Origin of the sequence: Synechococcus sp. UW179A (assembly GCF_900473965.1) — a bacterium.
Taxonomy (GTDB): Bacteria; Cyanobacteriota; Cyanobacteriia; order PCC-6307; family Cyanobiaceae; genus Synechococcus_C.
In genome coordinates, this window is record NZ_UCNJ01000002.1 from 184,886 (window position 1) to 209,813 (window position 24,928).

Genomic DNA, 24,928 nt, shown 5'->3' on the forward strand with positions numbered 1-24,928 from the left:
AGTTTGTCAGCGTGGATCAGCGCTCAGCCAGCACTGACCACATAGCAGCCTGGGAAGTGATCACGGGCTCCACCTGGGTTGAAGTCCCTGATGTCGCGACTGGAGCGACTGCGGCACGTTGGCTACGGACCATCTGAACGGCTAGAGAGGCCACGATGAAGGCTCCGATGAAACCTGCCGCAATCGTGATTGGGCTACGGCTCGAGCTGATTGTTGTGTAGGAGTTCGCCATTCGAAGATGGAAAATCTCCATCCACTATGGATAAAAACTGTAAGAACCGCTACTGAACCCACTGAAACTTTGCAGGGAGGGCCTTTCCTGCTGGGAGTTGATCAGCAGCAGGCCGGAAGCGAGTCCCTCGGAGGCCAACCAGCCATGGGCCGAGCCGAAAAGTATTCCCAGAGAGAGGGCGAAACGCATTGCAATGAACATCCTCGGATTGAGCATCTCTGCTTTGCGCCACGTCGTTGGTCGTTGTTGCCACTGTTTCCAGCTAAAGATGTGCAAAGCGTTGTTGTTACTACCAATGCATCCGCAGCTGGATCAGTCGCGGCACTGTTTTGCCTTCGAGCAGGACTTCATCGGCTCCTGGCGATGTATCCCGTTATGTGTTCGCCGCAAACTTGATTTGGCAGGCATCAAGCTCAAGCTCAGTCACTGGTTGGCGATGAGTCATGAGCAGCGTCAAGGCTTGGTCGAATGGGGCGATTCACCCGAGCAGTTGGCTCAGATGCGCGAGCACCTGCGTGTCTGCACCGCTGCGATGGCTGATGGCATGGTCAAAGATTTGCCTCCTGCAGTGGAGGAGCCCTGGCAACTGCCGGCTCGGCCTCCGGATCAGCTTCTGGATGCAGCTCGACTGCGTGGCATCGACCTGACGTTCGAGGCCTGGATGAGGTTGCGGGAGCTGGATCGCTTCGCCCTCTGCAAGCTGGCTCGCCCGGGCCATGATCATCACAACCTTGAAGCTGCGTTCAGCGAAGTGCTGGGATGAGCATCCTGCGCAGCCTCTCCAGTCGTCCGCTTTGTTGTTCGAGCGGTTGCATTACCGAGACGGCAGGGGCAATAGCCACTGCCGTTGCCTTGAGTTCAGGTTGTTTGGAGATCGGGCAGGCCTGATCGTGCATCAGCGTGTTGGCCTCGCAGGCTTCGGATTGCGTGAAGCCCCAATGCATCGGCAGGAAGACTGATCCCCTGCGGATCCGATCAGTCACGCTGACCCGTGCTGTGAGCGTGCCTCGCCTGGAGGTGATCGCTGCCACTCCCCGATCCTCGATGGCGAATTGCTCGGCATCGCTGGGATGAATTTCCAGGAGGGGTTCCGGATGCATACTATTAAGTCGCTTCACTTTTCCAGTGCGCGTCATCGTGTGCCACTGTCCGAGATAGCGACCAACGGTGAGCACCAACGGGTAGATCTCACAGGGTGGTTCCGCCAGTCCCAGAGGCGCATCCGCCTGAAATCGGGCGCGACCGCTGGCTGTTGGGAATCGCTTGCCGACGTACAGCCGTTTGGCTGATTGTGTCGGATCGTGGCCGAGGGGGAATGGCCATTGCTGGGGACCATGGGCCTCCAGTAGTTCGTGGCTCAGGCCTGACACGTCACAGACACGACTCTTGGTGAGAGCGGCAAATTCTGCATACACCTCCGCTGATGTGTCATAACTGAACTGATCGACGAAACCTAGGCGACGTCCTAGCTCTGCGAAGACCTCCCAGTCGGGTCGGCTGTCGCCATGGCGGGGTCGAAATGCTGGACAGAGCGTCACGCGACGCTCTGAATTGGTCATTGCGCCTGATTTCTCGCTCCACTGCGATGCAGGCAGCAGGAGATGCGCGTAGTGAGACGTTTCTGTGTCGGCGTAGGCTTCGCTCACCACCACGAGAGGGCAGCGTTCCATAGCTGCTTTCACCCGCTCTAGATCAGGCATGCTCACAAGGGGGTTCGTGGCAGCGACCCACCAGAGATCCAGCTCACCCCGCTCCATCGCTTCCACTTGCTGCCAGGCGCTCAGCCCTGGTTTCGCAGCGATTGATCCCGATGCAAATCCCCAGGCCTGCTCCACTTCAGTGCGATGGTCCTGGTTGGTCACCAGCCTGTAGCCAGGAAGTAGGTGGGCCAGGCCTCCCGCTTCGCGGCCGCCCATGGCATTGGGCTGGCCTGTCAGTGAAAAGGGCCCAGCACCGGGTTTACCGATTTCACCGGTGAGCAAATGCAGGTTGATCAATCCACTCACCACGGCCGTGCCTTCCCTGCGCTGGTTCACGCCCATGGACCAGAGGCTGAGGATCCCTTCTTTTCGGCTCCAGAGCCTGCCAACTTCTCGAAGTTGCTGTTCCGTGATCCCGCAGAGTTTGGCGGTCTCCTCAGCTGTCCAGGTATTGATGGTTTTGGCGTAGGCCGAGAATCCTTCTGTGGCGGCATCGATGAAATCGCTGTCGAAGCCGTTGTCTTCAATCACGAGTCGAGCCAGCCCGTGGAGTAGGGCGAGATCGGTGCCAGGGGCAATCGCTAGATGATGGTCGGCAACCTTGGCCGTGTCTGTGCAACGAGGGTCCACCACAACGATGCTGAGGCTCTTGGGATCACGTTTTTTGCGTTTGAGCAGGCGCTGGAACAGCACGGGATGGCATTCGGCGGTGTTCGTGCCGATCAGGAATGCCATGGAACAGTGATCGAGATCCTCGTAGCAACAGGGAGGACCGTCCGAGCCAAGGCTGCGGGTATACCCGGCAACGGCTGAACTCATGCAGAGGCGTGAATTGGCATCAAAATTGTTGGTGCCCAGAGCTCCTTTTAAAAACTTCTGGGCCATGTAGTAGTCCTCGGTATGGAACTGGCCGGAGCCGTACATGGCGATGGCATCGGCACCTTTGCCACTGAGGGTGCTGCGAATCCGCCCTGCTAGTAGGTCAAAGGCACTGTCCCAGCTGATCGGTTGGAAATCATCATTGAATGTCGGCCGGTAGAGGGGCTGAGTGAGCCTTCCCTTAGCCAGGGTCTCTCCCACGGTGGCCCCTTTGATGCAGACCTGTCCCAGGTTCGATGGATGATGCTTGTTGCCACGCGCGGTCCACATCGGGTTACCTTCGCTATCCCGTTTTACGGATTTTCCGGCCTCTCCCGGTGGCATCAGTTCCAGACCGCAACCCACGCCGCAGTACGGGCATTGACTTTGAATGCTCATGCAGGGACTGGTCATCAAGGGAGTTCGATGGAATGAAAGATCCCCGATGCAGACAGCACCAGGGATCCGTGATCTCAGTCGAGAGTGCTGATGGTTCAGCGAGCCATCGCAGGTGAGGATTGGGAGGGACTTTCACCTTCATGCAACTCAGCGAAGGATCCTTTGGGTTCCTTGAGGAAAAAGAAGCAGAAGAAAGCCACGATCAGTCCTGCGATTCCCAGAATCTGGAAAAAGGTGCTGTTGGAGGCTGCAATCACCTCAGGGGAAGGATCTTTCCCTCCACCCATCCAAAGCGGCAGCAGGCTGAAGATGGTGAGGTAAGTCACGGCGCCGACGTTGCCGTAGGCACCAACCAGGCCTGCCACCTGACCCGTGACGCGACGCTTCACTAGCGGTACGAGGGCAAATGTTGCGCCTTCCCCGGATTGAACGAAGAAGGAAGCAAGCATGGTGATCACCACAGCAATGAAGATGCCTGTGGAACCACTGAAAGTGCCAGGTTTGATCAGGCTCATCACCAGATAGCCGATGCCCAGTCCTGCCGTGAGGAAGCCCATGGTGTTTTTTCGGCTGCCGAGCTTGTCGGAGATCAGACCACCGGCGGGACGAGCGACCAGATTCACGAAGGCGAAACAAGAGGCCAAGATTCCCGCTGTTGCCTTCGGTAGGTCGAATGTGGTTTCAAAGAAAGTAGGAAGCATGGAAACCACAGCCAGTTCGGAACCGAAGTTCACGATGTAGGTGAGTTCGAGAATGGCGACCTGGCGGAACTCATAACGATCCTCTTTCGGATACACCTTGGTTCCCATGATCAATTCACGGTTGGTTCGGATGATTCCCCAGGTTTGGAAGATGAACCAGATGAGTACAGCAAGCAGGGCCAGTGGATAAGTTCCAGCGTTCAAGAATCCAACTTTCTGAAGTCTCCAGCAAAGAACACAGAGGATTGCGGCGAAGGGAACATTCATGCCGAGCAGCCCCCAGAAATCCCTCATTGAAGTAACTTCAAGGCCTGCAGTCCTCTCAGGACGTTGATACTCCTTGCCTGGCGGGGTGTCGCTGACGTTGAAGAAGTAGATCACTCCGTAAACGGCGGAGATAATTCCTGTTAAAGCAATCGCTCCTCGCCAGTTCAGGGTGGCGCCAGTCGGCAGCTCAAATCCCCCGGAGAAGGAGAGAAACCCAGCCAGTGCAACAAGGCTCAGTGCCGAGAAGGCGGAGCCGAAGTTGCCCCAGCCGCCGTAAATACCCTCTGCCAGACCAATCTCTTTGGGAGGGAACCATTCGGCCACCATGCGGATGCCGATCACGAAGCCGGCGCCTACGATTGAGAGCAGCAGACGGGACACCACTAGTTGATTGAAATCCTGTGCTGATGCAAACATCAGGCAGGGAATCACCGAGAAAACCAGAAGGGTGGAATAGGTGAGTCGAGGACCAAATTTATCCAGCAACATGCCTATCAGCACACGGGCTGGGATGGTGAGAGCAACGTTGCAGATTGCAACTGTACGGATCTGGCCAACGGTCAGGCCAAGATCCGCTTTCACTGTTGTGGCCAGAGGCGCCAGGTTGAACCAAACGACAAAAGTTAAAAAGAATGCAAACCAGGTGAGATGGAGTGTTCGATATCTCCCCTGGAATGACCAGAGTTCGCCAAGCATGGGGTTTGTTGGTGTGGAGAATCAAACCCCGGTGTCGAAACGAAGGCACTCAGGATTTCAAAATGCGGCGCTCATGCAGACCGCCAGATAATTGCACCATTTGGCGGCTACATGAATCGTTGCATTGGCTACAAAATTGCAGCGTTGAGGTCTCAATGCCAATCGAGTTCGTGGGTGACCCAAGTCTTTTTAGTAGTCGTTGTAACTGCAATGTCGTTGGCTTGAGGTGTTACCAAGGCTCAAGATCTTCGGTCCTATGACTCGTCGTCTTCTGGGCGTTGTTCTTGCCGGTGGTGCCAGTCGTCGCATGGGTGCCGACAAGGCCCTGCTGACCCATCCAGATGGATCGAGCTGGCTGGAGGCTCAAGTGCGGCTGGTGCGCTCAGCGGGTCTTGAGGTCTGTGTGATGACAGGTCATGGCACGCATCACGCGCTGCTCAGCACTTGTAAGGGAGTGACTGTTCAAGGGGAGCCCTGGCAGCCTGCAGGTCCCCTCTGGGCTTTGAGTTGTGTTCTGCATGATCGTGATGATGAAGCGTTGCTCACACTGCCTGTGGATATGCCAGGCCTACGTCTGGATGCATTGCAGCAACTGATCCTTCGCTGGAGACAGCGGCAAGCCAGGGCGCTTGTTGCGGATGACGGCTCCAGGCTCCAGCACCTCTTTGGGATTTATCCGTGCGGTGTCTTGTTTCGCAAGGCGCTTGATGATGAGCTGACGGAGGGGAAGGGCCGTTGGTGTGGCTGGCTTGAGCGCATTCCTTATGACACGGTGAAACTTCCTCCTGATCAGCTGGTCAATGTCAATCGGCCCCTTGATCTGTCAGCGTTGACCGGATGATTACCGCATTCCCCCCAATTGACCAGCGGGCTCGAACGCTTGGGGTGCTGCGGATGTCGCTCACGGCCCGCTGCAATCTGGCTTGTCCCTATTGCTGCCCTGATGCTGTGGATCCCCCGGGCTTGCTCAGTCTTGAGCAGCAATTGCGCCTGATCAGGGTTGCTTCCAGGCTGGGAGCTCACACCCTTCGGCTCACTGGAGGGGAACCGTTGCTGAGTGATCGGTTGCTTCCCCTGCTTGAGCAGGTGGCCTTGGGGCGTGCCACTCCTGGAGACCCTTTGCAAGGTTTGCGGCAGGTTGCACTCACCAGCAACGGTGTGTTGCTGACGGAGCAACGGGCGCGTGCACTTCGCTCTGCTGGCCTCGAACGGATCACCATCAGTCTCGATGCGGTCGAGGCCGCAGTGGTGGCGCGTATGGCTGGTTTGAGCGGGGGGGAACTTGCCGGAGCCCGTCTGATTCAGCAGGTGTTGGCGGGTCTTGAGGCAGCTCGTTCTGCCGGATTTGACCCTGCTTCTGGGGCCCTGAAGCTCAATGCTGTGATCCAGCGGGGCGTCAACGACGATCAGTTGATTCCTTTGGCGATGTTGGCGCGTCAGCAAGGGCTGGAGCTGCGCTTGATCGAATACATGGATGTGGGTAATCGCAACGGCTGGGCCATGGAGCAGGTTCTGCCTGCCGCCGTGATGATTGAGCGCATCAGCCGCCATTGGCCGTTGTCGTCTCTCGGGCGCTCCCCTGGTGGCACCGCCCTGCGCTGGCGTTATCGCGATAACGTCGCAGCCATTGGTGTGATTGCCTCAATCAGTGAGCCGTTTTGCGGAGACTGCAACCGACTGCGCATCACCGCTGATGGGCAAGCTTTCACATGTTTGTTTGCATCCCGTGGAACAGATCTGAAACCGGCCCTGACCAGTGACGACGAGCTGCAGCGAGCGATCTGCTCTCTCTGGCAGCAGAGGCTCGACCAGTACAGCGAAGAGGGACGGTCCGCCTCCGGGAGCGCAGCTCACGCAGAGATGGCTTATCTGGGTGGCTGAACCGCTGTCGAAGCCACCGTTTCAGCAGAGAAAGCTCGACCAAAGAGTGCAGAGTTCGGGCTTGGATCCGGCCCATTGATGATGGTCTCACTAACCCCGCCGAAGCTGAGAAAGTCATCGAGCATGGTGAGTCATTCACTTTTTATCATGGTTGAGCTGGAGAGTGATGTGATCGTGCTGCGATTGTTGGCCAGCGACGTCATCAATTGATTTGTTTTTTAATTCTGTGTCCTGGTTGTCGATGCTTCGACTAGTGCCATGACGTGTTTGCAATGCTCTTCATAAAGAGCAGCGCAGTCCCTTGCATCGATGTATCGCCATGCTGCATGGGCTCCGCATGTGCCCCGATACTCCGTTTCGCAACAAAAGCTTTCCACAATCTCCGGTGGAGCAATAGCACGACTATGGGAGTTAATGTGCTGTGCAAAAAAGATGTCCTCAGCTTCATCCGAAGGGGATTCGTTGGAGTGTTTGATGCATATCTCAGCCATAAGCTTTGGATTCCTGATGCTTAATCCACCATTGCCGTTGATTAGTCCGTCAGGTACGGAATTGCAATAGATGCGAGATTCTATAGTTGCTTCAATTCGATTAAATGTGTTTGAATATCTTGGAAATGAATGCGAGTCATAGCGGTTTTTAGCCCAAGGAGATCCTACATAGTCGTATTTAAAATACTCAAAATCAACTGGCTTGATGAGTAAAGTGTCGGTTTGAAAGATAAGAATTTTATCGTGATCGAGGCTTTGCCAGAAATTGGCGTCTTTCAAAAGTTGATTGTATCCGTTCCAGCCAAATTCAGAATCAGTTTGCTCAAGGCAATTGATTTTCACGAATGGTTCGAGATCCTTGAATAAGGTCCTCATGGCATCCAGTGCCTGGGAAGTCGTGTAAACAGACACTTGCCATCGTCCCATCCCCATCAACAAAGTATTGAGAACGGAGGCTCTTAATTGGGATGTCGCTCGATCATCAATGATGATTGCTACAATGTTCTCTTTGGACCAACTCTCCGCAAGCATATTTATATCTTCGGTCGGTTTGTTTTGTATTGATCGAACCCAAGGCTCGAGAAACTGCATCTGGATGATTTGGCAGTGAGCTTGGAAAGCATTTACGCGGTATAGTTCTAGACTTTTTAAGCGTGAGGGCATGGTGAATCTTCGAGCTAACGTGGACTATTAATCAAGTTTAGCCTGTATCGAAAAGATATTCTTTTCGTGCGCTGATTCTCTGACTCGATCACATCTCAGGGAGTAGTGATTGCCTGGGTTTCTCGATTTAAAAATGTTTCAAGATCTCGCATTGTGGCCGATCTAGCACTTGTCAAGCATAGTTCTTTGCAAGTGTTCAATTGGTCCTTTGCAGTTGAGTCGTATAGCCATTTTCCATTATCCTGGGCGATTGGTGGATGTCAATAATCCATTTGGTAAGGATATCGCTAACGCAGCCTTATAAAGAGCTTTGGTGCGTTGGGGAAATTTCGACAGAGTTTATATCTTTAACCAGATTAATGTTTTTTCAGATGATCTTCGCGAGGATTTCATGCTCTTGATCTCGAGAGTACTGATATTCGTTCAGTGCCAGGAAGTGAGACCGAAGCACTTAGATCGTCGGGAATTTTGCTTCTTGGTCAACCCTATCTCAGTGAGCTTGACTGGTTGAGACGATCTCAATGTTTAGATTACGAATTGAGTCTTGCCGGGTTGATTCATACGGTTGCATCAGCTCAGATACGCGAGCGCGTTGGTCATTCGTTGTTTTCGCCTGTTCAGGTATGGGATGCCTTGATCTGCATATCATCGTGGTGCAGGATAATGTTCGGCGTCTTTTTGATGCCTATGAAGAATACGCTTTTGAACGTTTTGGAGGTCGTTGCGTTCAACGCCCTCAGTTGCCACTGATTCCTTTGGCAGTCGACCTGCTCGAAGTCTCTTCTGATGTGTCGGCAGATTTTGCTTCTGCGCTCACAGCAAAAATACAGATTGAGTTCGACGATATTGTGGTTTTGTGGGTAGGAAGACTGTCCTTTTTTGAAAAGACATTTCCTCAGAGCACGTTTCTTGCACTTAAAAAAGCAGTATCCGAGACATCTAAGAATCTGCATTTTTTACCGGTAGGCTTGTTTCTTTGGGGTGATGATGATTTTGTTCAATGTAGTGTTGAACCCGATCAGTGGTTATTCGTTTGGGATCAGCTTCAGGATGTGAATCTCAACAGCGTTTACCCTGGTTTTCGTTTAAATCAGCAAGAGCTGATGCTCCTGAGATCACACCTGCATCGTAAGCCCTGTTGTTCTGTTCGTGAATTGAAGAATCTGTTTCTCCCATCGCGCAGTGAACACGTTTTGCTGACGCTTAGTTGGCTTTGTAAGTATGGACTTCTATCAATTCCCTCATAACGCAGTTGTGAATGTCAGCATTCATCTCTTTAATTGTCTGGCTAATGTCTCTGGAGTCAGCCGCCGGATCTCACTGGTTTACTCAGTTGCAGCTGTTTGTTGAGTCATTGTAAAAGTCTGTATTTCTTCATTGCTGTCTCCCTTTTTCGGTTATCAGATAGTTCTTGCTTTCTACCATTTCTGCTGTAGGTGTTGTTCAATTTTAAGGCCCTAAGAAATTGACAGGCAAACTATCTTTGCCTTCTTCAATCACTTCTTTGACCGGTGTTGATGTGGTGCCTATCAGTGGAGGTCCATATGGCATTGCTTCCAGAAGGCTGCACATCTCTTTGGGATCTATTCATGCGGCGAGCTGTATTGCAAAGTGCTGGCGGGTTTTGAGTCACGCGTCCTGCCGCATTTGACCCTCCACTTAGCTTCCTGAAGCTCCATGCGGTGATCCTTCGGGACGTCAATGATGATCATTGGATTCCTTTGGCGATGTTGGCGCCGCGGCATTGGTGTGATCGCCTCACTCAGTGAGCCGTTTTGCGGAGACTGCAACCGACTGCGCATCACTGCTGATGGTCAAGCCTTCACTTGTCTGTTGGCTCCCGTGGAACAGACCTGAAACCGGCTCTGACCAGTGACGATGACCTGGAGCAAGCGATCTTGCACCCTTTGGCAAGGGAGGCTCGACCAGTACAGCGAAGAGGGTCGGACTGCTTCCGGGACCACAGCTCATGCTGAGATGGCTCACCTGGGTGGCTGAAACGTTATCGATGCCACCGTTTCAGCAAAGAAAGCTCGGTAAAAGAGTGCAGAGTTCGGGCTTTGATCCGGCCCATTGGTGATGTTTGAACTGTTGTCTTTCGAGAGGTTTCGCGATACGCCTTCCGTGCGTTTTTTTGACGTGACGGTCGAGACGTCTAATGCGCGTGACCTGGTCGTTCACTCCGGTCCTGCCGTGAGTCCTCCGGATGACCCGGAGACGGGGGCCTGGCAGTTTTACATGCATCCCAATCAGGAAGACAATCTGTTGGCCGCCAGTGGCGGACGAACTTTTTATCTGGTCAATCTTGCCTGGGACCAGCCCTTTCACATCGTCCGGCTTGATAGTGGTGGTGACATCCTGCGCATTCCTCCGAGGACATTTCACCGATCCATCTCTGATCCAGATGGCTCGGTGGTGTTAAACCAGGCTGTTCGCAAGCCTGGAGTGTCTCTCCTGCAGGAATTCCGTGTGTACAACAGCGCACGGATCCCTTCGCTGATGGACGCAACGACGACTTCGGCGCCGAAACCCCAGTTGCATGGGGTGATGCCCTTGCCTCAAGCGGCCTGAACCAAGGACTGTGAAGCTGTTTCGCTGTTTTCTTCCTCGATATTGATCGTCCAACTGAGTTCATTACCGGTATTAGGTGGACCACTGAATGTTCCACTCACCGCTGCTGTGAGCTCCGGTTTCGACGATGTGGCCAACACCACATAGCGCTCATTGACTTCGTGACCGGCGCTTGGGTCGAATCCCCTCCATCCTGCTCCGGGAAGGTAGACCTCCGCCCAGGCATGCAGGTCGTACTGTTCCGGTGCCGGTTGCTGAAGCTGATAACCGCTCACGAAGCGAGCCGGCAGTCCTGCAACGCGACAGCAGGCCACCATCAACATCGCCAGATCGCGGCAGGAGCCGATGCGTTCCCGCAGGGTGCGGCCTGCCGTCCATGCGGGACCAACATGCCGTTGTGTATACATGACTCGCTCCTGAATCAGCTCCAGCAAATGGTTGAGAAAAGCCAGCATCTGCTGGTTGCTACCCATCAATGCCTCTTGAGTTAGGTCGATGGCAGAGGGTTCATGCTGTCCATTGGGCAGCCAACCCTCGAGTGCTCCCAGTAGGTCAACATTCAGTTGGCCACGTGGAAAGGGCAACGGTGGCTCGAGGTCGTTAAAGCAGAGTTCCAGCGATGGCGCCGGGCGGGTCTCTACACGACTTCGGGCTTCGAAACACAATTGGTTGGTGCTGCCGGCAAAGTGGAGTCGCTGGACCTCATCGCCACTGGCAGTGAGCACCTCTCGTTGCAAATGTGGCTCGGGCAAAACGATGAGTTCATGGTCCAGCAGTGTCTGGAAACCTTGTCCTCGGGGCTTTAGGCAGAGTCGGTGATCGCCGAGGTTGACCGGCGCCTCGTAGCGATAGCTCAGGCGGTGAATGATGAAAGCGCGCATGCCGATTCAGATGATGTGCGAGGAAAGTCAGCGCTCATGAAATAGCGCTCCTCGATGAGGCAGTGGAGCCGATTGAGGTCCTGCTGCAGTTGATCGATCGCTTCGTGAAGACCACCTTCGATGAGGGAGTCGATTCGGACATAGCTCCAGCGGGCAAGCAGTTGACCACGCAAACAATCCAGGTCATCCGGTTGCCTCGCGACCGGTTGGGCTTGGATCTGTTGCAACGTGTCGCTGATGCCTTGCAGGCAGAACCGAACCGATCGCGGAAAGATTGGATCGAGCAGCAAGAATTGGGCGACGGATATTGGTGTGATTCCCTTCTGCATGCTTTGTCGATACATCTGATAAGCCCCGGCGGTGCGTAGCAGCGTGATCCACTGCAGCTCGTCGAGCACCCCTCCGATTTCTTCGGGCATGGGCAACAGCAGGAAGTACTTCACATCGAGGATCCGAGAGGTTTTGTCCGCTCGTTCCATGAGTCGTCCCAGCTGGCTGAACAACCAGCTCAGATCGCGGCTCAGCGTGGCATCAGTGATGCCATAAAAGATTTGGCAGCCGCGTCGGATGATCCTCAATTGTTCCTGCGGTGGTTCTTCCCAGATGGTTTCGCCCTTCAGCAGGCTCCAGTGAAGGTCATTGATCTGCTCCCACATCTCCGTGGTAATGACGTCGCGGATTTGCCGAGCGTTCTCGCGAGCCATGGCGATGCAGCTCACAATGCTGTTGCGGTTGTCTTGATCCAGGAGCAGGAAGTGGATGACATCCTTGGATGATCCAGATGGATAAGTCTTGTCGAAGCTGCGGCGGTCGCCGGTGGCATCCACCAAAGGCAGCCACGGTTCGGCGCTGCCTGGAGGGCAGTCGAGAGCCATCGATTCGCTGACCTCGAGAAAGCGCGAGATGTTCTCGGCTCGTTCGAGATAGCGATTGATCCAGTAAAGCGAGTCGGCAACCCGGCTCAGCACAGCACGGCCTCCTTTTTCTGCTCGGTTGTGACCAGCTGCTCATCCAGAATCCAGGTGTCCTTGCAGCCGCCACCTTGGGAGGAATTCACCACCAGAGAACCTCGCTTTAGAGCAACACGGGTGAGTCCACCTGGACTAACCCAATTGCTTTTCCCACGCAGCACGTAAGGGCGAAGATCCACATGACATGGGTAAAGTTCACCTTCGCTGAGCGATGGCACGGTGGAGAGTTGAAGCGTTGGCTGGGCGATGAAGTTGCGTGGATTCTCCCTGATCTTCGAATCGAAGTCGGCCAATTCTGAGCGGCTTGCCTGCGGCCCGATCAGCATCCCGTAGCCCCCTGCTTCAGCAACAGATTTCACCACTAGTTGTTCAAGGTTGTCGAGGACGAACTGGCGATCCTCTGGGCGCGCGCACAGATAGGTGTGGACGTTCTCGATGATTGGCTCCTCACCGAGGTAGTAGCGAATCATTGCCGGCACATGGGCATAGATGAGCTTGTCATCGGCAACCCCTGTTCCAGGTGCATTGGCGATGGAGACCCTGCCCTGACGCAGCACATCCATGAGGCCGGAGACTCCCAGCATGGAGTCCCTACGAAAAACGCTTGGATCGAGGAAGTCGTCGTCGATGCGGCGATAGATCACATCGACCCGTGTGCGACCGTTTGTGCTGCGCATCCAAACACTGTTGTCCTCGCAGATCAGATCCCGTCCTTCCACCAATGGGATTCCCATCTGCTGGGCCAGGTAGCTGTGCTCGAAGTAAGCACTGTTCAAAACCCCAGGAGTGAGGATCACAACCTGTGGTGAATCGCTCCAGGGAGCCAGGTCCTGAAGGGTTCGAAACAGGTGGGACGGGTAATCCTCAATGGGCTTGACGGTGCGCCCCTCGAACAGGCTGGGGAAAAGGCGTTTCATGACCCGTCTGTTTTCTAGGAAATAGGCAACGCCTGACGGACAGCGCAAGTTGTCTTCCAGTACACGCCAGTGGCCGTTGCCATCGCGAATCAGGTCTAGGCCTGAGATGTGGCACCAACGATTGAACGGAAGTTCAATCCCTTGCATCTGTGGGAGCCAGCCTGATGAACTCTCCACGTCCTCGCGGTCGATGACGCCGTCACGAATGATCAGCTGTGACCCATAGACGTCGGCGAGGAAGCAGTCGATTGCCTCCAGTCTCTGGAGCAGTCCCTGCTCCAGGGCTTTCCACTCGCTAAGGGCAATCAGCCGAGGCAGGGGATCGAATGGAAGAATCCGTTCGCTTCCCTCCTGGCCAGAGTCATTGAGGCGAAATGTGGCCCCAAGCCGGCGCAGCAAGTTGCTTGCAGAGGCATGGTTGCGTTTCAGTTCCGGCAGTCCGATCTGTCCCAATGAACTCAGCAGGGGGGCCAGATTCTTGCGGGGACTTGCTGTACCACTGCAGAAATATTCGTCGTAGCCGACCGATGGTCTGTAGTCGGTGAACATTCCTTAAAGGCAGGTTTACTTCATCCAAGAGCTCGCTTTAGCCACTTCTTGTGACTGTTGCTACGGATTCTTGTTGAGGGTGATCTGATCTCCAAAGATCGCAAAATTTGTGTAGTGCTCGGTACTCAATTCGCTGATTTGGACTTGATCAGTAGATCACCGAGAGCTGACAAAGAGTTTTCAGCTGTTGGAACAAAAAGACAGCTGATGATCCTGAAAGAGGATGCTGAATAGTTGCCTTCTGTTTGTGCTTGCAGCAGGAGAACTTCCTGGGGCTTGAAAGGGATCAGTTGCAAGCCTTGTTCGGTCTCCCGTTGAGCCACCTCAGCTGTGTTCCAAGCAGAAACAGAGCCTGAAGCACTCAGCTATTACTCTTTGATTGAATGAAAAGAGTCGATTGCGAGTCGATTGGCTCAGTGGCTGTAAGCCACTCCCCGGTATTTCAGCTGGACCACCATCGGACGAGCTTCTGCTTGACGTGTCTGATAAGTCTGCCGCCGATAGGTGAGTTGAAGGGCTGGTTTTTTTACACAATCTTTATGTTGAGCGTAGGTGTGGCCGCGATAGAGAAGCGTGCTCATGATCAGTTCCCCGAAGCAAGCTCAGGTCCCCGTTCCATGGCCTGAGTCGTCCTGCGCCTTTCCATTAGGAGAGGTGAACGTTGTGTAGCAACGGCTACTGATTCAGCTTATGGCTGTCGACTTTCTGAGGGTGTTCGGCGTGTTACCAGTTCAGAAAAGTTTTGGATTTTGTTGTCGATGAAATCGAGTGCCGGCTGCTGATTTGATTTTCTAGAGCTTCGTCGACCGTCCCCTGCACGTTGTGCTCAAGCTGTTCAGGTTTCAGTGATGGCAGCTGGTGATCGTCAGATGTTCATTGGCGATTGGTCAAATGCTGGTCATGTGTGGATGACCAAGCTCCAACCACTTGGCCGCTTGGTGAGCAGGCCTCTGGGCTCTTTGCTTATCTGGTCATGAGCAGAGAACGACATCATCAATGAATGAGTTGCTTTGGGCGAGGCTGATCTTTGCGCTGGGTGCAGTGGTCACGGCCGCCACTGTTGTGATGATCCTTCAAGGACATCTTCACTGGCGCAATAAAGGGAAGCGCGCATGACTCTCAATTCCACTCCATTCCTCGCACCAGGCTTTGCATGGGGTTTGGTTGTGATCTTCTCGGTGCTTTGGATCGCGCTTGGCATCGCTTGGGGTCGTCGCGGTAAAGGTGATGCTGACGAGTACATGTTGGCTGGCCGCAACATCGGCTTGGCCTTGAGCACGGCCACCCTGATGGCGTCCTGGGTGACCGGTAACACAACACTGTTGGCGCCGGAATTCGGCTATCGCACTGGTCTCTGGGGCATGTTCAGCTACGCCCTTGCTGGCCTCGGACTGATCCTATTTGCACCTCTGGCGCTGCGAATTAAGCAGCTGATGCCTAATGGACGGACTAGCGGTGATTTCATCCGTTTGCGATATGGCCGGATGGCGTGGTGGGTGTTCATGTTGATCACCGCGATTTACACCTTTGGTTTCCTGATGACTCAGGCGATGGGAGCTGGTCTGCTACTCCAGGCCCTCTCGGGGTTTGATTACCACATTGGAATGTTCGTGGTGATTGGGGTGGCCACGATGTACACACTCTTCGGAGGAATGCGCGCAGTGATTGGCACCGATTTCATTCAATCGTTGCTGATCATGGTGCTGCTTGCTGTCGTTGCCGTACTCGCTTTTCGACTTTTTCCCATGCCTGAGGTGCACAGCCAATTGATGGAGTATCACCCGGATCGCCTCAATTTGCTCCTGCCCGCGGGTTTGTTGATTGCCTGGAATTCTGCGTTGTTTTCGATGGGTGAGGTGTTTCACAACAACATTTGGTGGTCCCGAGTCTTCGCGAGTCGTCGCAGTGTGGTGATGAACTCTTTTCTGTTGGGTGGGTTGGCTTGGATGAGTGTTCCGTTGGTGACCGGCTCCATTGGCTTGGTGGCTTTGGCTCGTGAGCTACCGCTGGAACAGGTCAACATGGTTTTTCCTGTAATGGCGGCTGATTTGCTAGGGGCTGGTGGAGCTGCTCTGGTGTTTGTGGTGGTCTTTGCTTCGCTGACCTCCACCCTCGACTCACTGCTGGCTTCCACGGCGGATCTACTGGCCGAGGATGTCTATTTTCGGCTGTTGAGACCTCAGGCCACCGATGTTCAGTTGAAGCATGCGGCCAAGTTGATGGTCGTTGGCTTAGCGCTGGTCACGCTTCTGTTGTCATGGCCACGGCTTGATTCGCTGGCATCGGTTCTTTTTTTCACTGGGTCATTGGTGGCGTCGACGGTGTGGCCTGTGGCCTGTGGTTTGTATTGGCGTTCTGCGAATGCGAATGCGGCCATTGCAGCCATGCTCTCGGGCAGCATCGTCGGATTGCTTGCTTACAACCTGATCGCTCCTTACTGCGCGGCAGTGTTTTCGGCAGCGCTTTCAGCTTTGGTCATGGTGATCGGCAGTCGCTACTGCTCGGAACGGTTTGATTTCGCACTGCTCGAGGAGGAAGCATGACCATGGTTTCCAACCTCTTGGCTGTGTTGATCGATGCCACTTGGTTCAGCATTGTTTTGCTTGGTAGCCAGGTTGCTTTGGTCCTGTCCGTGATCGTGCTCTTGTTGATCTGGTTGGTGGAGTGGAGAGGTGGCCGGCTCTGGTAAGTGTTTACAACGAACAAAAACCGATGTTTTTGTATTGAGTCGAACTTTTTATCGGGTTTTCTGGTTAAGAAGTTCGTTTAGGTGTGGACGGAGAAATGTTGGATTGGTTACCGATAGAGGATTGGCAGCCTTACGACGCGCGCTGATTGGCAAACAGCGTGTGAATGCTTTTCTGCAATGACGCATAACCCTCTTGCACTCTTGGATGAGCTGAAGGATCCGATTCGGTTCAAGCCGTTGGGTCCGGATGTTTTCGGCAGAACCCACCCTCAGGAACTCCTTGCTGCCATCGCCGAAGATGGTGAACCACTGCTGGACCTGGTGAATCAGCATGTTGTCTCGATTCAAGCTTTTCGCTCGAAAACGCTGCTTCAGCTTTTTCGACTTGCTGCCAAGTACGAGAGCAATCCAGATCGTTATTGCCGGCACAACACCCCGCTGACGGGAAAGATCTTGATCAATGCTTTCTACGAGCCAAGCACGCGGACACGTTTGTCCTTCGATAGCGCATGGCATCGTCTTGGTGGTGATTCGATCAACATCACCGACCGCAGCACCACAGGCATCGCCAAGGGTGAATCCTTGGAGGATGTTGCGCATATGTTCAACAATTACGGCGATTGTGTCGTGCTGAGAGATGGCAACCCGCATGCGGTCTATGCGATGAGCTCAACCCTGCGTATTCCAATCATCAACGCAGGCAATGGCATTGATGAGCATCCAACGCAGGCCATGGCTGACCTGTACACCATTTTTAAATGGCGTCCTTCTCTTGCCAAGCCTTCAGTGCCTGCCTCGGATCGCATTCGTATTGGCATTATTGGTTTGCCATCAAGGATGCGCACTGTGCGCTCACTTCTGCGGATCCTGGCCAAATTTCCTGAAGCAGTTGAGGAGGTGGTGGTCATCCATGCTGCTGATCTCGATTCAAGTACTTCTGTCTTCGACCCTGATCAACTTGAAGAGTTGGTGACGGCAGGACTCAATGTTCGCGTCAGCACTGACTTACATAGGGAGATTCCAGAGCTTGATGTGATTTATATCAATGCAATTTCATGGGTGGGTGACACCTATGAGGTGCACGGAAAGGGTTTCCGTCTTACTCGAGACATGCCCTACAAGCCTGAAGCGATTGTGCTCCACCCCCTCGCTCGTGGTCCTGAATTGTGTACGAGCCTCGATGACACCGCTCACAACTGGTATTTCAGCCAGGCTCGTGGAGCAGTGTTCCTGCGAATGGCCCTACTGACCTGCATGGTCAATCGGGCTGAACGGGTTATGGACGTCGTCTGAATCAATCTTATGTGCGGAATCGGTGGCGTTTTCAATGCCAGAAGGCATCAGTCAGTTGATCGACAACTGCTCGTCAACATGGCAGCTATTCAGGCCCATCGTGGTCCTGATGGATATGGAGTCGAGTGCCTTGATGAGATGGGGGTTGGTTTTTGCCATGCTCGCCTCTCGATCATTGATCTGAATGAATCGCGGGCCCGCCAGCCATTCCTCACGTCTGATGGCCAGGTGCTGATGGCTCACAACGGCGAGTTCTATGACTTTCAGCGCATCCGTGCTGATCTCACTGCTCAGGGAGTTCACTTCAGCACTAAGAGCGATTCGGAGATTTTGCTGCGGATGTATCAGATGCAGGGTCTTGAACGCACCCTGCCATTGCTGAGAGGCGAATTTGCCTTTGCTTTGTTTGATCGTGAACAGGATTGTCTTTATCTCGTAAGGGATCGTTTTGGTGTTAAACCTCAGTACTGGACGTTGACATCAGAGGGATTTGTCTTTGGTTCCGAGCTCAAGGTGCTCTTTGCCCATCCTGCTGTTGAGCGCCGCTTTACTTCTGAGGGCTTGTTTCATCAATTGATGCAGACCATGGTCCCCGGGACCACCGCATTCGCCGGTGTGCATCAGGTCAAACCCGGCTACGTCCTTAAGGTCCAGCGCTCCGGAGAACATTTAGATGTCTCGGAATGGCCCTATTGGGATGTCAATTTCCCTCGTAAGGATGAGCGGGATCGCAGTCTCACAGAGAGCGATCACATCGCAGCTGTTCGCGCGGCGTTACTTGAGGCGGTGGAGATGCGAATGGTCGCTGATGTTCCAGTCGGTTGTTATCTCTCCGGTGGGATTGATAGTTGCTCGATTCTTGGTCTCGCATCGGCTGTAAGCCAGTCTCCTGTTAAGGCTTTTACCATTGGGTTTGATGATGCTCGTTACGACGAATCACCCATTGCCAAAGAGATGGCAGAAGCCACAGGAGCTGAACAGGATCTTCTGAGATTGTCAGGTCGAGAGCTTTACGGTCATATGGAAAAGACGTTGTGGCATACCGAGCGAACCATCTACAACACCTTGGCTGTTGCGAAATATTTGATGAGTCGTCATGTCAACAATGTTGACTACAAAGTTGTGATGACTGGGGAAGGCTCGGACGAGCTTTTTGGTGGATATCCCGCTTTCCGTCGCGACATGTTCCTCCATGGTCTTGATGATCTCCCGGAGGAGGAGCGTGGGCTTTGGGAGTCTCTGCTTCAGCAGTCCAATGCTCTTGTTCAGGGGGCGATGTTGTCGGCGGATCAGGTGGATGATCCAGATCTAGAGGCTGTTGTTGGGTTTACACCCAGTTGTCTTCAGCCATGGCTTGCTTGTGCTCCACTGGTTCCGGACCTGTTAGCCCCCGAGCATCGCGCGGCACTTACTGGTTACAGCCCTGGCAAGGCAATTGCAGCACAGTTGGATTCAAACCAGCTGGAAGGACGCCATGCACTTGATAAGGCTCAATACGTTTGGATTAAAACGATGCTTGAGGGTCAGATCCTGACCTGGGGTGGTGATCGGGTTGATATGGCGAATTCGATGGAGGCACGGCCTGCATTCCTTGATCATCACCTAGCCGCCACTGCAGTTCAAGTTCCGCCGGAGTTGAGGATTAAGGGAAAAACCGAGAAATATGTGTTGCGGGAAGCGATGTCTGGTTTGCTCCCTGAAGTTTTATACACCCGTGAGAAGTTTGCTTTTATGGCACCTCCCGCCCATGTCGACTCTGAGAAATGGAAGGAGATGAAGTCTCTGGCAGAGGACTATCTCAGTCCTAAGGCGATTGATGCTGCCGGTTTGCTGAGTCAGGAGGGTGTTCAGGCGTTGTTTGATCGGCATGAGGACCCTGCTACCAGTGATGCGGAGCGGGTGCAGATGGATGCAGTGATCAATCATCTGCTTGGTGTGCAGATGCTGCATCGCTTGTTTGTCGCAACTGATATTCCAGAACTGGCTCGTCAGGAAGCCGACCGACTGGGTTGGAGTGTCCTGATGCCGGTCTAAATTCTTTGATCAGCATTAAACCGTCGCAATGACGACAGGTTTTTACGTTCAACCAGGGCATACTCATGCTCCTTTTGAACGTAAGGATCCAGACATTGCCGCAGCTGCTCTACGCACGAAATCATCGTTTCCCTTCACAGCAAGCAGCGCGAACTTCAGCCGTCCGTCCCAATCAAGAGCGGTTGATCCGTTTTTTGAATCAAATGGCAGCCATTGGCATGCAGCCCGATGGGTCTGTTTGTCGACGTGGATTTAGTCAAGCTGACGTGATCGGTCGCAATCAGTTGATGAGCTGGATGGGTGACCTTGGTTTGCAGGTCCGAGTTGATGCGGCAGGCAATTTGATCGGACGCTTGGAAGGATTAGACCCCGCCTTGCCCGCTTTAGTTACAGGTTCCCATCTCGATACTGTGCCCACTGGCGGGCGATTTGATGGAGTTCTTGGCGTACTGGCTGGGCTTGAAGCCGTGCATGCTCTCCTTGATGAAGGCATCCGACTGCGCCATCCCCTCGAGCTTGTGGCCTTCGCGGATGAAGAATCAACCATGGTTGGTTGCAAGGGAATGGCCGGCAGTGCATCGCCTGATCCCTCTGCTTTTATCACTAGCAATGGTGAGTCGATTCAAAAAAACCTTGAATGCATCGGTGGAAACTGGACTGACTTGCCTTCTGCCTGTCGGCCAGATTCTGCGATTGCGGCATTTCTTGAACTTCATGTGGAGCAAGGCGCTGTTCTTGAACAACGCGCTGATGACATCGGCGTCGTCGAGGGAGTGGTGGGTCAGCGCAGGTTCACGATTCGTGTGATCGGCCAGGCCAACCATGCTGGAACCACTCCAATGAGCATGCGTCAAGATGCGCTCGCAGCTGCATCTCGGATTATTTTGGCCATTGAGCAGATGGCCCAATGCCATCCCGGCGATCCTGTGGCCACTGTTGGCCGGCTCGAGGTTTGGCCGAACGCAGCCAATGTTGTTCCGGGTGCCGTCACCATGACGGTGGATCTTCGAGACCTTGACCCCCAGGTTCTTGACCAGTTGTTGGACTCTTTGACACAGAGCCTTGAACGAATTGCACTTCAGACGGATTGTGAGATTCGTTTAGAGCCTCAGTTTGAGGTGGCGCCGACTCCGGCTTCTGCTCTAGTGATGGCTGCAATCGATGACGCTGCCTCATCTCTTGGCCTCTCCCGAAGTTATATGCCAAGCCGTGCCAGTCACGATGCTCAGGAGATGGGTCGACGTTGGCCGATGGGCATGATTTTTGTTCCCAGTCGAGGTGGATTGAGTCATTCGGCTGCTGAATTCACCACCGATGATCAATGCTGGGCTGGCACGGCTGTGCTTCTTGAGACATTGCAACGCCTTGACCGGGCCTTGCCATGACCTTCTCGATTGTTGCCCGTGATCCCTGCAATGGTCGATTCGCTATAGCTGTTGCGAGTTGCCATCTCGCAGTCGGATCGACAGTTCCTCATCTTCGATCCGAAGTAGGTGCAGTGGCTTCTCAAGCGCATACCAATCCTTATCTCGGCATTCGCGGTCTCGAAAGGCTCCAAGCAAATGCCCAGGCTGATGTGGTGCTGGAAAGTCTGCTCCAAGATGATCCATATCATGATTATCGTCAATTTCATCTCATTGATTCCGATGGCCGCACGGCTGCATGGACCGGACGCTGTTGCCAGGCCTGGTCAGGTCATCGTCATCAACACAATCTCTCGATCGCTGGGAATTGCCTAATCGGCGATGAGGTGTTGGATGCAATCGAACATGCCTTTGTGACCAGTAATTCCGAGTGGAAGCTTGGACGGCGAATGATGCATGCTCTGCAGGCTGGTGAAGCAGCGGGTGGTGATTTCCGGTCGATAACATCAACCTCTGCGGCGCTGCAGGTGAGCGGCGAGGCCTCTTTCCCGTTACTTGATTTGAGAGTTGATTTTCGTGAGGGGGCAGTTGCAGAATTGATGGAAATCTATGAGAGGAGTCAGGATCTTTGGGCTCAAGAGTGGCGTGATGGTTTCTCCGACCTGCCCAAGCTTGATCAACTTGCGGCCTGACCGACTGTTACTAAGCTTTTGTGATGATGGATGTTGTAGTTCACGAAATCTGCTTGTCTGGAATTCAAAGAAACCAGAACCATCCGCCTATTTGCTTTTTTAAATTTAGCTTTCTATTGGTTGATTCAAGTCATCATTAATTAGTTATCTACTGTTTATTTGTGGTCTCGATCTGAGTGATTGGTGAGCCAACTGTTGGCCTATTTCCGCAATAGGGACTGCCCAATGCATTACTCATATTATCGATGGATGTGTTGAGGAGGTATGGCGTTGTGGTTGTTGCGAGGCTTGACGCTACAGGTGTTGGTTTTCTGCTCAAAGACATCAAGCCGCGCAACAAAGGTGAATTGATGACGTATTTTGTTCGGAGATTGAGTTATTAGCTTGTTGAATTGGCATGAAACCGTTAGCTCTTTGTAGGAGAAGATCTGCCAGTTATGAGTCTCTCAAGGCAAGCTTCAGTGAACCAATTTGAACCATGTGTTCATTAACGCGAGACATCCCTGCCGCAGTCAAGGTCTTGACTGCAGTGCAGGTATTATCAACTCGAACCTCAAGACTTTTGATCTCCAGATGCTGCGCCGATGACACAGCAAGACTTGGCCCTTCTAGGAAATCGATCGATTCAGTCCATGGCTGCGGAACTAATAGGTTGCGCATTATCTGTTTATGAGCATCATCCATCCCGACAATGACTTGTGTCACTGCCTGAATGCCCGCACTGTTCTTTGGGGCAATTGGACCACTCGTTCGCGTGGGATAAAAGGTGTGACAGAGCTGAAGTGCCGTTTTGCCAACGCTTAGGCCTGGTAGTCCTACGCGTGTGTAAATCGGATTTCCTTGAATCACAACTGCGTCAAAAGGATCATGCTCGATTCCACGTGCAACAAGCTCGCTTTCAAGGCTGTCGAGGTTTGTTGGCTCAAATGTCAACCAGTCATCGAGTGCATTCTGCTGGCGGTCTACAGCACAGAGTTCGAGGTTCAGATTGCCGAGCCTGATGCCTGCGGTGGAGAAACCTGGTTGTTCAGAGAGTGGCCAGCCCACCGGTAACCCGATGTCAAACAGTGCCTTGCTGACCACTCGCAGGTCTTCGATCGTGAGAACGGTTGTGATGTGGTCAGCGAAGGCGACCAATGATTGCGTTGACTCCACTGGTTGCACTCAAGCAAATAACGCTGTTCTGATTGATGATCGTGCTCTATGGCGATTCATGCCATAGGCAAGGTGCCCTGGTTTACCGCAATGTTGCTTGGAGATTGCCACGTTTGTGGGTGCTGGTTTGCCCGCTTTTTGTGAATCAGTGACACGCTGCGTTTGGGATTGGTTGTTGCGTGGTCAACGTGTTGAATCACCTGCAGGGGTGATTCACAACAAGAGGTAGCGCTGGGCGAGTGGCAGCACTTCGGCGGGCTCGCAGCTCAGCAGTTCACCATTGGCGAACACCTCATAGGTCTGAGGGTCGACGCTCATCTTGGGCAGGTTGCTGTTGAGCTTCAGGGAGCTTTTATTCACGCTGCGTGTGTCCGTCACCGCTACACAGGTTCGTTCAAGCCCCAATTGTTGTTGGAGATCGGCATCCATCGCAGCAGCGCTCATAAAGGTGAGGCAACTGGGGGCGAGAGCTTTGCCGAAGGCAGCGAACATTGGGCGGCCGTGCACCGGGCCCGGGGTGGGAATCGAAGCGTTGGCGTCACCCATCTGAGCCCACACAATCGAGCCGCCCTTGATCACCAGCTCAGGGCGGATGCCAAAGAAGCCAGGCTTCCAAAGCACCAGATCAGCGAGCTTGCCGGTTTCGATGGATCCCACTTCTTTGCTGATGCCATGGGCGAGTGCAGGATTGATGGTCACCTTGGCGATGTAGCGCTTCAGTCGATGGTTGTCATTGCGACTGGAGTCTTCAGGCAGCGGGCCGCGTTGAACCTTCATTTTGTGCGCCGTCTGGAAGGTTCGTGTGATCACTTCCCCGACACGACCCATCGCCTGGGAGTCACTGGCAATAATTGAGAAGGCTCCGAGGTCGTGAAGGATGTCTTCGGCCGCAATTGTCTCTCGGCGGATGCGCGATTCGGCAAAGGCCACGTCTTCGGGAATCTTCGGGTCTAGGTGGTGGCAGACCATCAGCATGTCGAGATGCTCCTCGAGCGTGTTGGTGGTGTAGGGCCTGGTGGGGTTGGTGCTGCTCGGCAACACATTGGCTTCGCCGCAAATCTTGATGATGTCCGGTGCATGGCCGCCACCGGCGCCCTCGGTATGGAAGGTATGAATCGTTCGACCCTTGATGGCGGCAATCGTATCTTCAACGAAACCAGCTTCGTTGAGCGTGTCGGTGTGGATGCACACCTGCACATCCATGCGGTCGGCTACTGAAAGGCAGGCGTCGATCGATGCTGGTGTCGTGCCCCAGTCTTCATGCAGCTTGAGGCCGCAGGCTCCCGCGCGCACCTGCTCTTCAAGGGCCTCGGGTGTGCTGGCATTGCCTTTGCCGAAGAATCCCAAGTTCACGGGAAGTCCTTCGGCTGCCTGAAGCATCCTGCCGATGTGGAAGGCTCCGGGGGTGCATGTGGTGGCGTTGGTGCCGGTGGCCGGTCCTGTTCCGCCGCCCATCAGGGTGGTCACGCCGCTGGCCAGCGCCGTTTCAATTTGCTGGGGGCAGATGAAGTGGATATGGGTATCGATTCCACCTGCTGTGAGGATGTGGCCCTCGCCCGCAATCGCTTCGGTGCCTGGGCCTACAACGATGGTGACGCCTTGCTGTGTGTCGGGGTTACCGGCTTTGCCGATACCAACGATGCGGCCGTCTTTGAGGCCTACATCGGCTTTGATGATTCCCCACCAGTCGAGGATCAGTGCATTGGTGATCACCGTGTCAACGGCTCCTTCGGCCCGTGCTGTTTGCGACTGGCCCATGCCGTCACGAATTACCTTGCCGCCGCCGAACTTCACTTCATCGCCGTAGACGGTGCAGTCTTGTTCCACCTCCAGGATCAGATCCGTGTCAGCAAGACGTACGCGGTCGCCCGTTGTGGGGCCGTAGGTCTCGGCGTAAGCCTGTCGGGAAATGCGGTAGGCCATG

22 protein-coding genes are annotated in these 24,928 nt (G+C 53.9%); 12 read left to right on the forward strand and 10 right to left on the reverse strand.

What is annotated here, in order from left to right; genetic code table 11:
• Positions 1-16: 16 nt before the first annotated feature.
• A complete protein-coding gene (locus DXY31_RS00885; RefSeq protein ID WP_114991100.1) occupies positions 17-232 on the reverse strand; it encodes a hypothetical protein in 216 nt (71 codons plus the stop codon).
• 295 nt (positions 233-527) lie between these two features.
• Here DXY31_RS00885 and DXY31_RS00895 point away from each other — a divergent pair, with 295 nt between their 5' ends.
• The gene (locus DXY31_RS00895) at positions 528-995 is read left to right on the forward strand and encodes a nitrate reductase associated protein (RefSeq protein WP_114990728.1); all 468 of its coding nucleotides are present in this window, start codon (positions 528-530) and stop codon (positions 993-995) included.
• Here the strand turns inward: DXY31_RS00895 and DXY31_RS00900 are convergent.
• Together DXY31_RS00900 and DXY31_RS00905 are read right to left on the reverse strand one after the other, a co-directional pair.
• Entirely contained in the window at positions 976-3,204 is a 2,229-nt protein-coding gene (locus DXY31_RS00900) for a molybdopterin oxidoreductase family protein (RefSeq protein ID WP_114990732.1), read from the reverse strand. The two genes, DXY31_RS00895 and DXY31_RS00900, sit on opposite strands and share 20 nt — an antisense overlap.
• An 80-nt stretch (positions 3,205-3,284) precedes the next feature.
• Positions 3,285-4,853, reverse strand: coding sequence for an MFS transporter (locus DXY31_RS00905; RefSeq protein ID WP_114990736.1), 1,569 nt, complete (start codon positions 4,851-4,853; stop codon positions 3,285-3,287).
• Positions 4,854-5,109: 256 nt separating this feature from the next.
• On the opposite strand from DXY31_RS00905, the gene DXY31_RS00910 reads away from it, so the two are divergent.
• Positions 5,110-5,694: a molybdenum cofactor guanylyltransferase gene (locus DXY31_RS00910; protein ID WP_114990740.1), complete on the forward strand. Its 585-nt coding sequence runs from the start codon at positions 5,110-5,112 to the stop codon at positions 5,692-5,694.
• On the forward strand, positions 5,691-6,734 hold the full coding sequence (locus DXY31_RS00915; protein WP_114990743.1) for a GTP 3',8-cyclase MoaA: 1,044 nt from the start codon (positions 5,691-5,693) through the stop codon (positions 6,732-6,734). Before DXY31_RS00910 ends, DXY31_RS00915 begins: the two co-directional genes overlap by 4 nt.
• 218 nt (positions 6,735-6,952) lie before the next feature.
• Here the strand turns inward: DXY31_RS00915 and DXY31_RS00920 are convergent, their stop codons facing one another.
• Positions 6,953-7,888 carry a DUF5672 family protein gene (locus DXY31_RS00920; protein ID WP_114990746.1) on the reverse strand — a complete coding sequence of 312 codons (936 nt, stop codon included), beginning with the start codon at positions 7,886-7,888 and terminating at the stop codon, positions 6,953-6,955.
• Between the two features lie 623 nt (positions 7,889-8,511).
• On the opposite strand from DXY31_RS00920, the gene DXY31_RS00925 reads away from it, so the two are divergent.
• The 3 genes from DXY31_RS00925 (at position 8,512) to DXY31_RS00935 (ending at position 10,459) form a co-directional block, all read left to right on the forward strand.
• Positions 8,512-9,135 carry a hypothetical protein gene (locus DXY31_RS00925; RefSeq protein ID WP_114990749.1) on the forward strand — a complete coding sequence of 208 codons (624 nt, stop codon included), beginning with the start codon at positions 8,512-8,514 and terminating at the stop codon, positions 9,133-9,135.
• Between the two features lie 457 nt (positions 9,136-9,592).
• Positions 9,593-9,745 (forward strand): hypothetical protein, encoded by a 153-nt coding sequence (locus DXY31_RS17800; protein WP_371638914.1) that lies wholly within the window; start codon positions 9,593-9,595, stop codon positions 9,743-9,745.
• A gap of 222 nt (positions 9,746-9,967) precedes the next feature.
• A complete protein-coding gene (locus DXY31_RS00935; protein WP_114990752.1) occupies positions 9,968-10,459 on the forward strand; it encodes a redox protein in 492 nt (163 codons plus the stop codon).
• Here DXY31_RS00935 and DXY31_RS00940 read toward each other — a convergent pair.
• The 4 genes from DXY31_RS00940 to DXY31_RS00960 form a co-directional block, all read right to left on the reverse strand.
• Positions 10,447-11,340, reverse strand: a complete 894-nt coding sequence (locus DXY31_RS00940; RefSeq protein ID WP_114990755.1) for a transglutaminase family protein — start codon at positions 11,338-11,340, stop codon at positions 10,447-10,449. The genes DXY31_RS00935 and DXY31_RS00940 overlap by 13 nt on opposite strands.
• Positions 11,313-12,308 carry an alpha-E domain-containing protein gene (locus DXY31_RS00945; RefSeq protein ID WP_114990759.1) on the reverse strand — a complete coding sequence of 332 codons (996 nt, stop codon included), beginning with the start codon at positions 12,306-12,308 and terminating at the stop codon, positions 11,313-11,315. The genes DXY31_RS00940 and DXY31_RS00945 overlap by 28 nt, the downstream gene beginning before the upstream one ends.
• Positions 12,302-13,777 (reverse strand): circularly permuted type 2 ATP-grasp protein, encoded by a 1,476-nt coding sequence (locus DXY31_RS00950; RefSeq protein WP_114990762.1) that lies wholly within the window; start codon positions 13,775-13,777, stop codon positions 12,302-12,304. The genes DXY31_RS00945 and DXY31_RS00950 overlap by 7 nt, the downstream gene beginning before the upstream one ends.
• Before the next feature lie 413 nt (positions 13,778-14,190).
• Entirely contained in the window at positions 14,191-14,358 is a 168-nt protein-coding gene (locus DXY31_RS00960; RefSeq protein ID WP_114990770.1) for a DUF4278 domain-containing protein, read from the reverse strand.
• A gap of 531 nt (positions 14,359-14,889) precedes the next feature.
• On the opposite strand from DXY31_RS00960, the gene DXY31_RS00965 reads away from it, so the two are divergent.
• The 6 genes from DXY31_RS00965 to DXY31_RS00985 all read left to right on the forward strand — a co-directional run bounded on the left by DXY31_RS00965 (position 14,890) and on the right by DXY31_RS00985 (position 21,849).
• Complete coding sequence (locus DXY31_RS00965) at positions 14,890-16,320, forward strand: sodium:solute symporter family protein (RefSeq protein ID WP_114990773.1); 1,431 nt, start codon at positions 14,890-14,892, stop codon at positions 16,318-16,320.
• Positions 16,321-16,322: 2 nt separating this feature from the next.
• Positions 16,323-16,466 (forward strand): hypothetical protein, encoded by a 144-nt coding sequence (locus tag DXY31_RS16615; RefSeq protein ID WP_170953468.1) that lies wholly within the window; start codon positions 16,323-16,325, stop codon positions 16,464-16,466.
• A 201-nt stretch (positions 16,467-16,667) separates the two neighbouring features.
• On the forward strand, positions 16,668-17,759 hold the full coding sequence (locus DXY31_RS00970) for an aspartate carbamoyltransferase (RefSeq protein ID WP_371638916.1): 1,092 nt from the start codon (positions 16,668-16,670) through the stop codon (positions 17,757-17,759).
• Between the two features lie 9 nt (positions 17,760-17,768).
• Complete coding sequence (gene asnB, locus DXY31_RS00975) at positions 17,769-19,793, forward strand: asparagine synthase (glutamine-hydrolyzing) (RefSeq protein ID WP_114990780.1); 2,025 nt, start codon at positions 17,769-17,771, stop codon at positions 19,791-19,793.
• A 95-nt stretch (positions 19,794-19,888) separates the two neighbouring features.
• A complete protein-coding gene (locus DXY31_RS00980; RefSeq protein ID WP_371638950.1) occupies positions 19,889-21,178 on the forward strand; it encodes a Zn-dependent hydrolase in 1,290 nt (429 codons plus the stop codon).
• Positions 21,175-21,849: a DUF1028 domain-containing protein gene (locus DXY31_RS00985; protein ID WP_114990787.1), complete on the forward strand. Its 675-nt coding sequence runs from the start codon at positions 21,175-21,177 to the stop codon at positions 21,847-21,849. The genes DXY31_RS00980 and DXY31_RS00985 overlap by 4 nt, the downstream gene beginning before the upstream one ends.
• 435 nt (positions 21,850-22,284) lie before the next feature.
• Here the strand turns inward: DXY31_RS00985 and DXY31_RS00990 are convergent, their stop codons facing one another.
• Together DXY31_RS00990 and ureC are read right to left on the reverse strand one after the other, a co-directional pair.
• Positions 22,285-23,004, reverse strand: a complete 720-nt coding sequence (locus DXY31_RS00990) for a hypothetical protein (RefSeq protein ID WP_137024841.1) — start codon at positions 23,002-23,004, stop codon at positions 22,285-22,287.
• A 213-nt stretch (positions 23,005-23,217) separates the two neighbouring features.
• The gene (gene ureC / locus DXY31_RS00995) at positions 23,218-24,927 is read right to left on the reverse strand and encodes an urease subunit alpha (RefSeq protein ID WP_114990794.1); all 1,710 of its coding nucleotides are present in this window, start codon (positions 24,925-24,927) and stop codon (positions 23,218-23,220) included.
• Position 24,928: the final 1 nt, after the last annotated feature.

What these genes read in the sequence shown, in the direction of transcription:
- DXY31_RS00885 (WP_114991100.1), bottom strand. Translation starts at nt 232, where the DNA reads ATGGCGAACTCCTACACAACAATCAGCTCGAGCCGTAGCCCAATCACG.
- DXY31_RS00895 (WP_114990728.1), top strand. Translation starts at nt 528, where the DNA reads ATGCATCCGCAGCTGGATCAGTCGCGGCACTGTTTTGCCTTCGAGCAG.
- DXY31_RS00900 (WP_114990732.1), bottom strand. Translation starts at nt 3,204, where the DNA reads ATGACCAGTCCCTGCATGAGCATTCAAAGTCAATGCCCGTACTGCGGC.
- DXY31_RS00905 (WP_114990736.1), bottom strand. Translation starts at nt 4,853, where the DNA reads ATGCTTGGCGAACTCTGGTCATTCCAGGGGAGATATCGAACACTCCAT.
- DXY31_RS00910 (WP_114990740.1), top strand. Translation starts at nt 5,110, where the DNA reads ATGACTCGTCGTCTTCTGGGCGTTGTTCTTGCCGGTGGTGCCAGTCGT.
- DXY31_RS00915 (WP_114990743.1), top strand. Translation starts at nt 5,691, where the DNA reads ATGATTACCGCATTCCCCCCAATTGACCAGCGGGCTCGAACGCTTGGG.
- DXY31_RS00920 (WP_114990746.1), bottom strand. Translation starts at nt 7,888, where the DNA reads ATGCCCTCACGCTTAAAAAGTCTAGAACTATACCGCGTAAATGCTTTC.
- DXY31_RS00925 (WP_114990749.1), top strand. Translation starts at nt 8,512, where the DNA reads ATGGGATGCCTTGATCTGCATATCATCGTGGTGCAGGATAATGTTCGG.
- DXY31_RS17800 (WP_371638914.1), top strand. Translation starts at nt 9,593, where the DNA reads ATGATCATTGGATTCCTTTGGCGATGTTGGCGCCGCGGCATTGGTGTG.
- DXY31_RS00935 (WP_114990752.1), top strand. Translation starts at nt 9,968, where the DNA reads ATGTTTGAACTGTTGTCTTTCGAGAGGTTTCGCGATACGCCTTCCGTG.
- DXY31_RS00940 (WP_114990755.1), bottom strand. Translation starts at nt 11,340, where the DNA reads ATGCGCGCTTTCATCATTCACCGCCTGAGCTATCGCTACGAGGCGCCG.
- DXY31_RS00950 (WP_114990762.1), bottom strand. Translation starts at nt 13,777, where the DNA reads ATGTTCACCGACTACAGACCATCGGTCGGCTACGACGAATATTTCTGC.
- DXY31_RS00960 (WP_114990770.1), bottom strand. Translation starts at nt 14,358, where the DNA reads ATGAGCACGCTTCTCTATCGCGGCCACACCTACGCTCAACATAAAGAT.
- DXY31_RS00965 (WP_114990773.1), top strand. Translation starts at nt 14,890, where the DNA reads ATGACTCTCAATTCCACTCCATTCCTCGCACCAGGCTTTGCATGGGGT.
- DXY31_RS16615 (WP_170953468.1), top strand. Translation starts at nt 16,323, where the DNA reads ATGGTTTCCAACCTCTTGGCTGTGTTGATCGATGCCACTTGGTTCAGC.
- asnB (WP_114990780.1), top strand. Translation starts at nt 17,769, where the DNA reads ATGTGCGGAATCGGTGGCGTTTTCAATGCCAGAAGGCATCAGTCAGTT.
- DXY31_RS00985 (WP_114990787.1), top strand. Translation starts at nt 21,175, where the DNA reads ATGACCTTCTCGATTGTTGCCCGTGATCCCTGCAATGGTCGATTCGCT.
- ureC (WP_114990794.1), bottom strand. Translation starts at nt 24,927, where the DNA reads ATGGCCTACCGCATTTCCCGACAGGCTTACGCCGAGACCTACGGCCCC.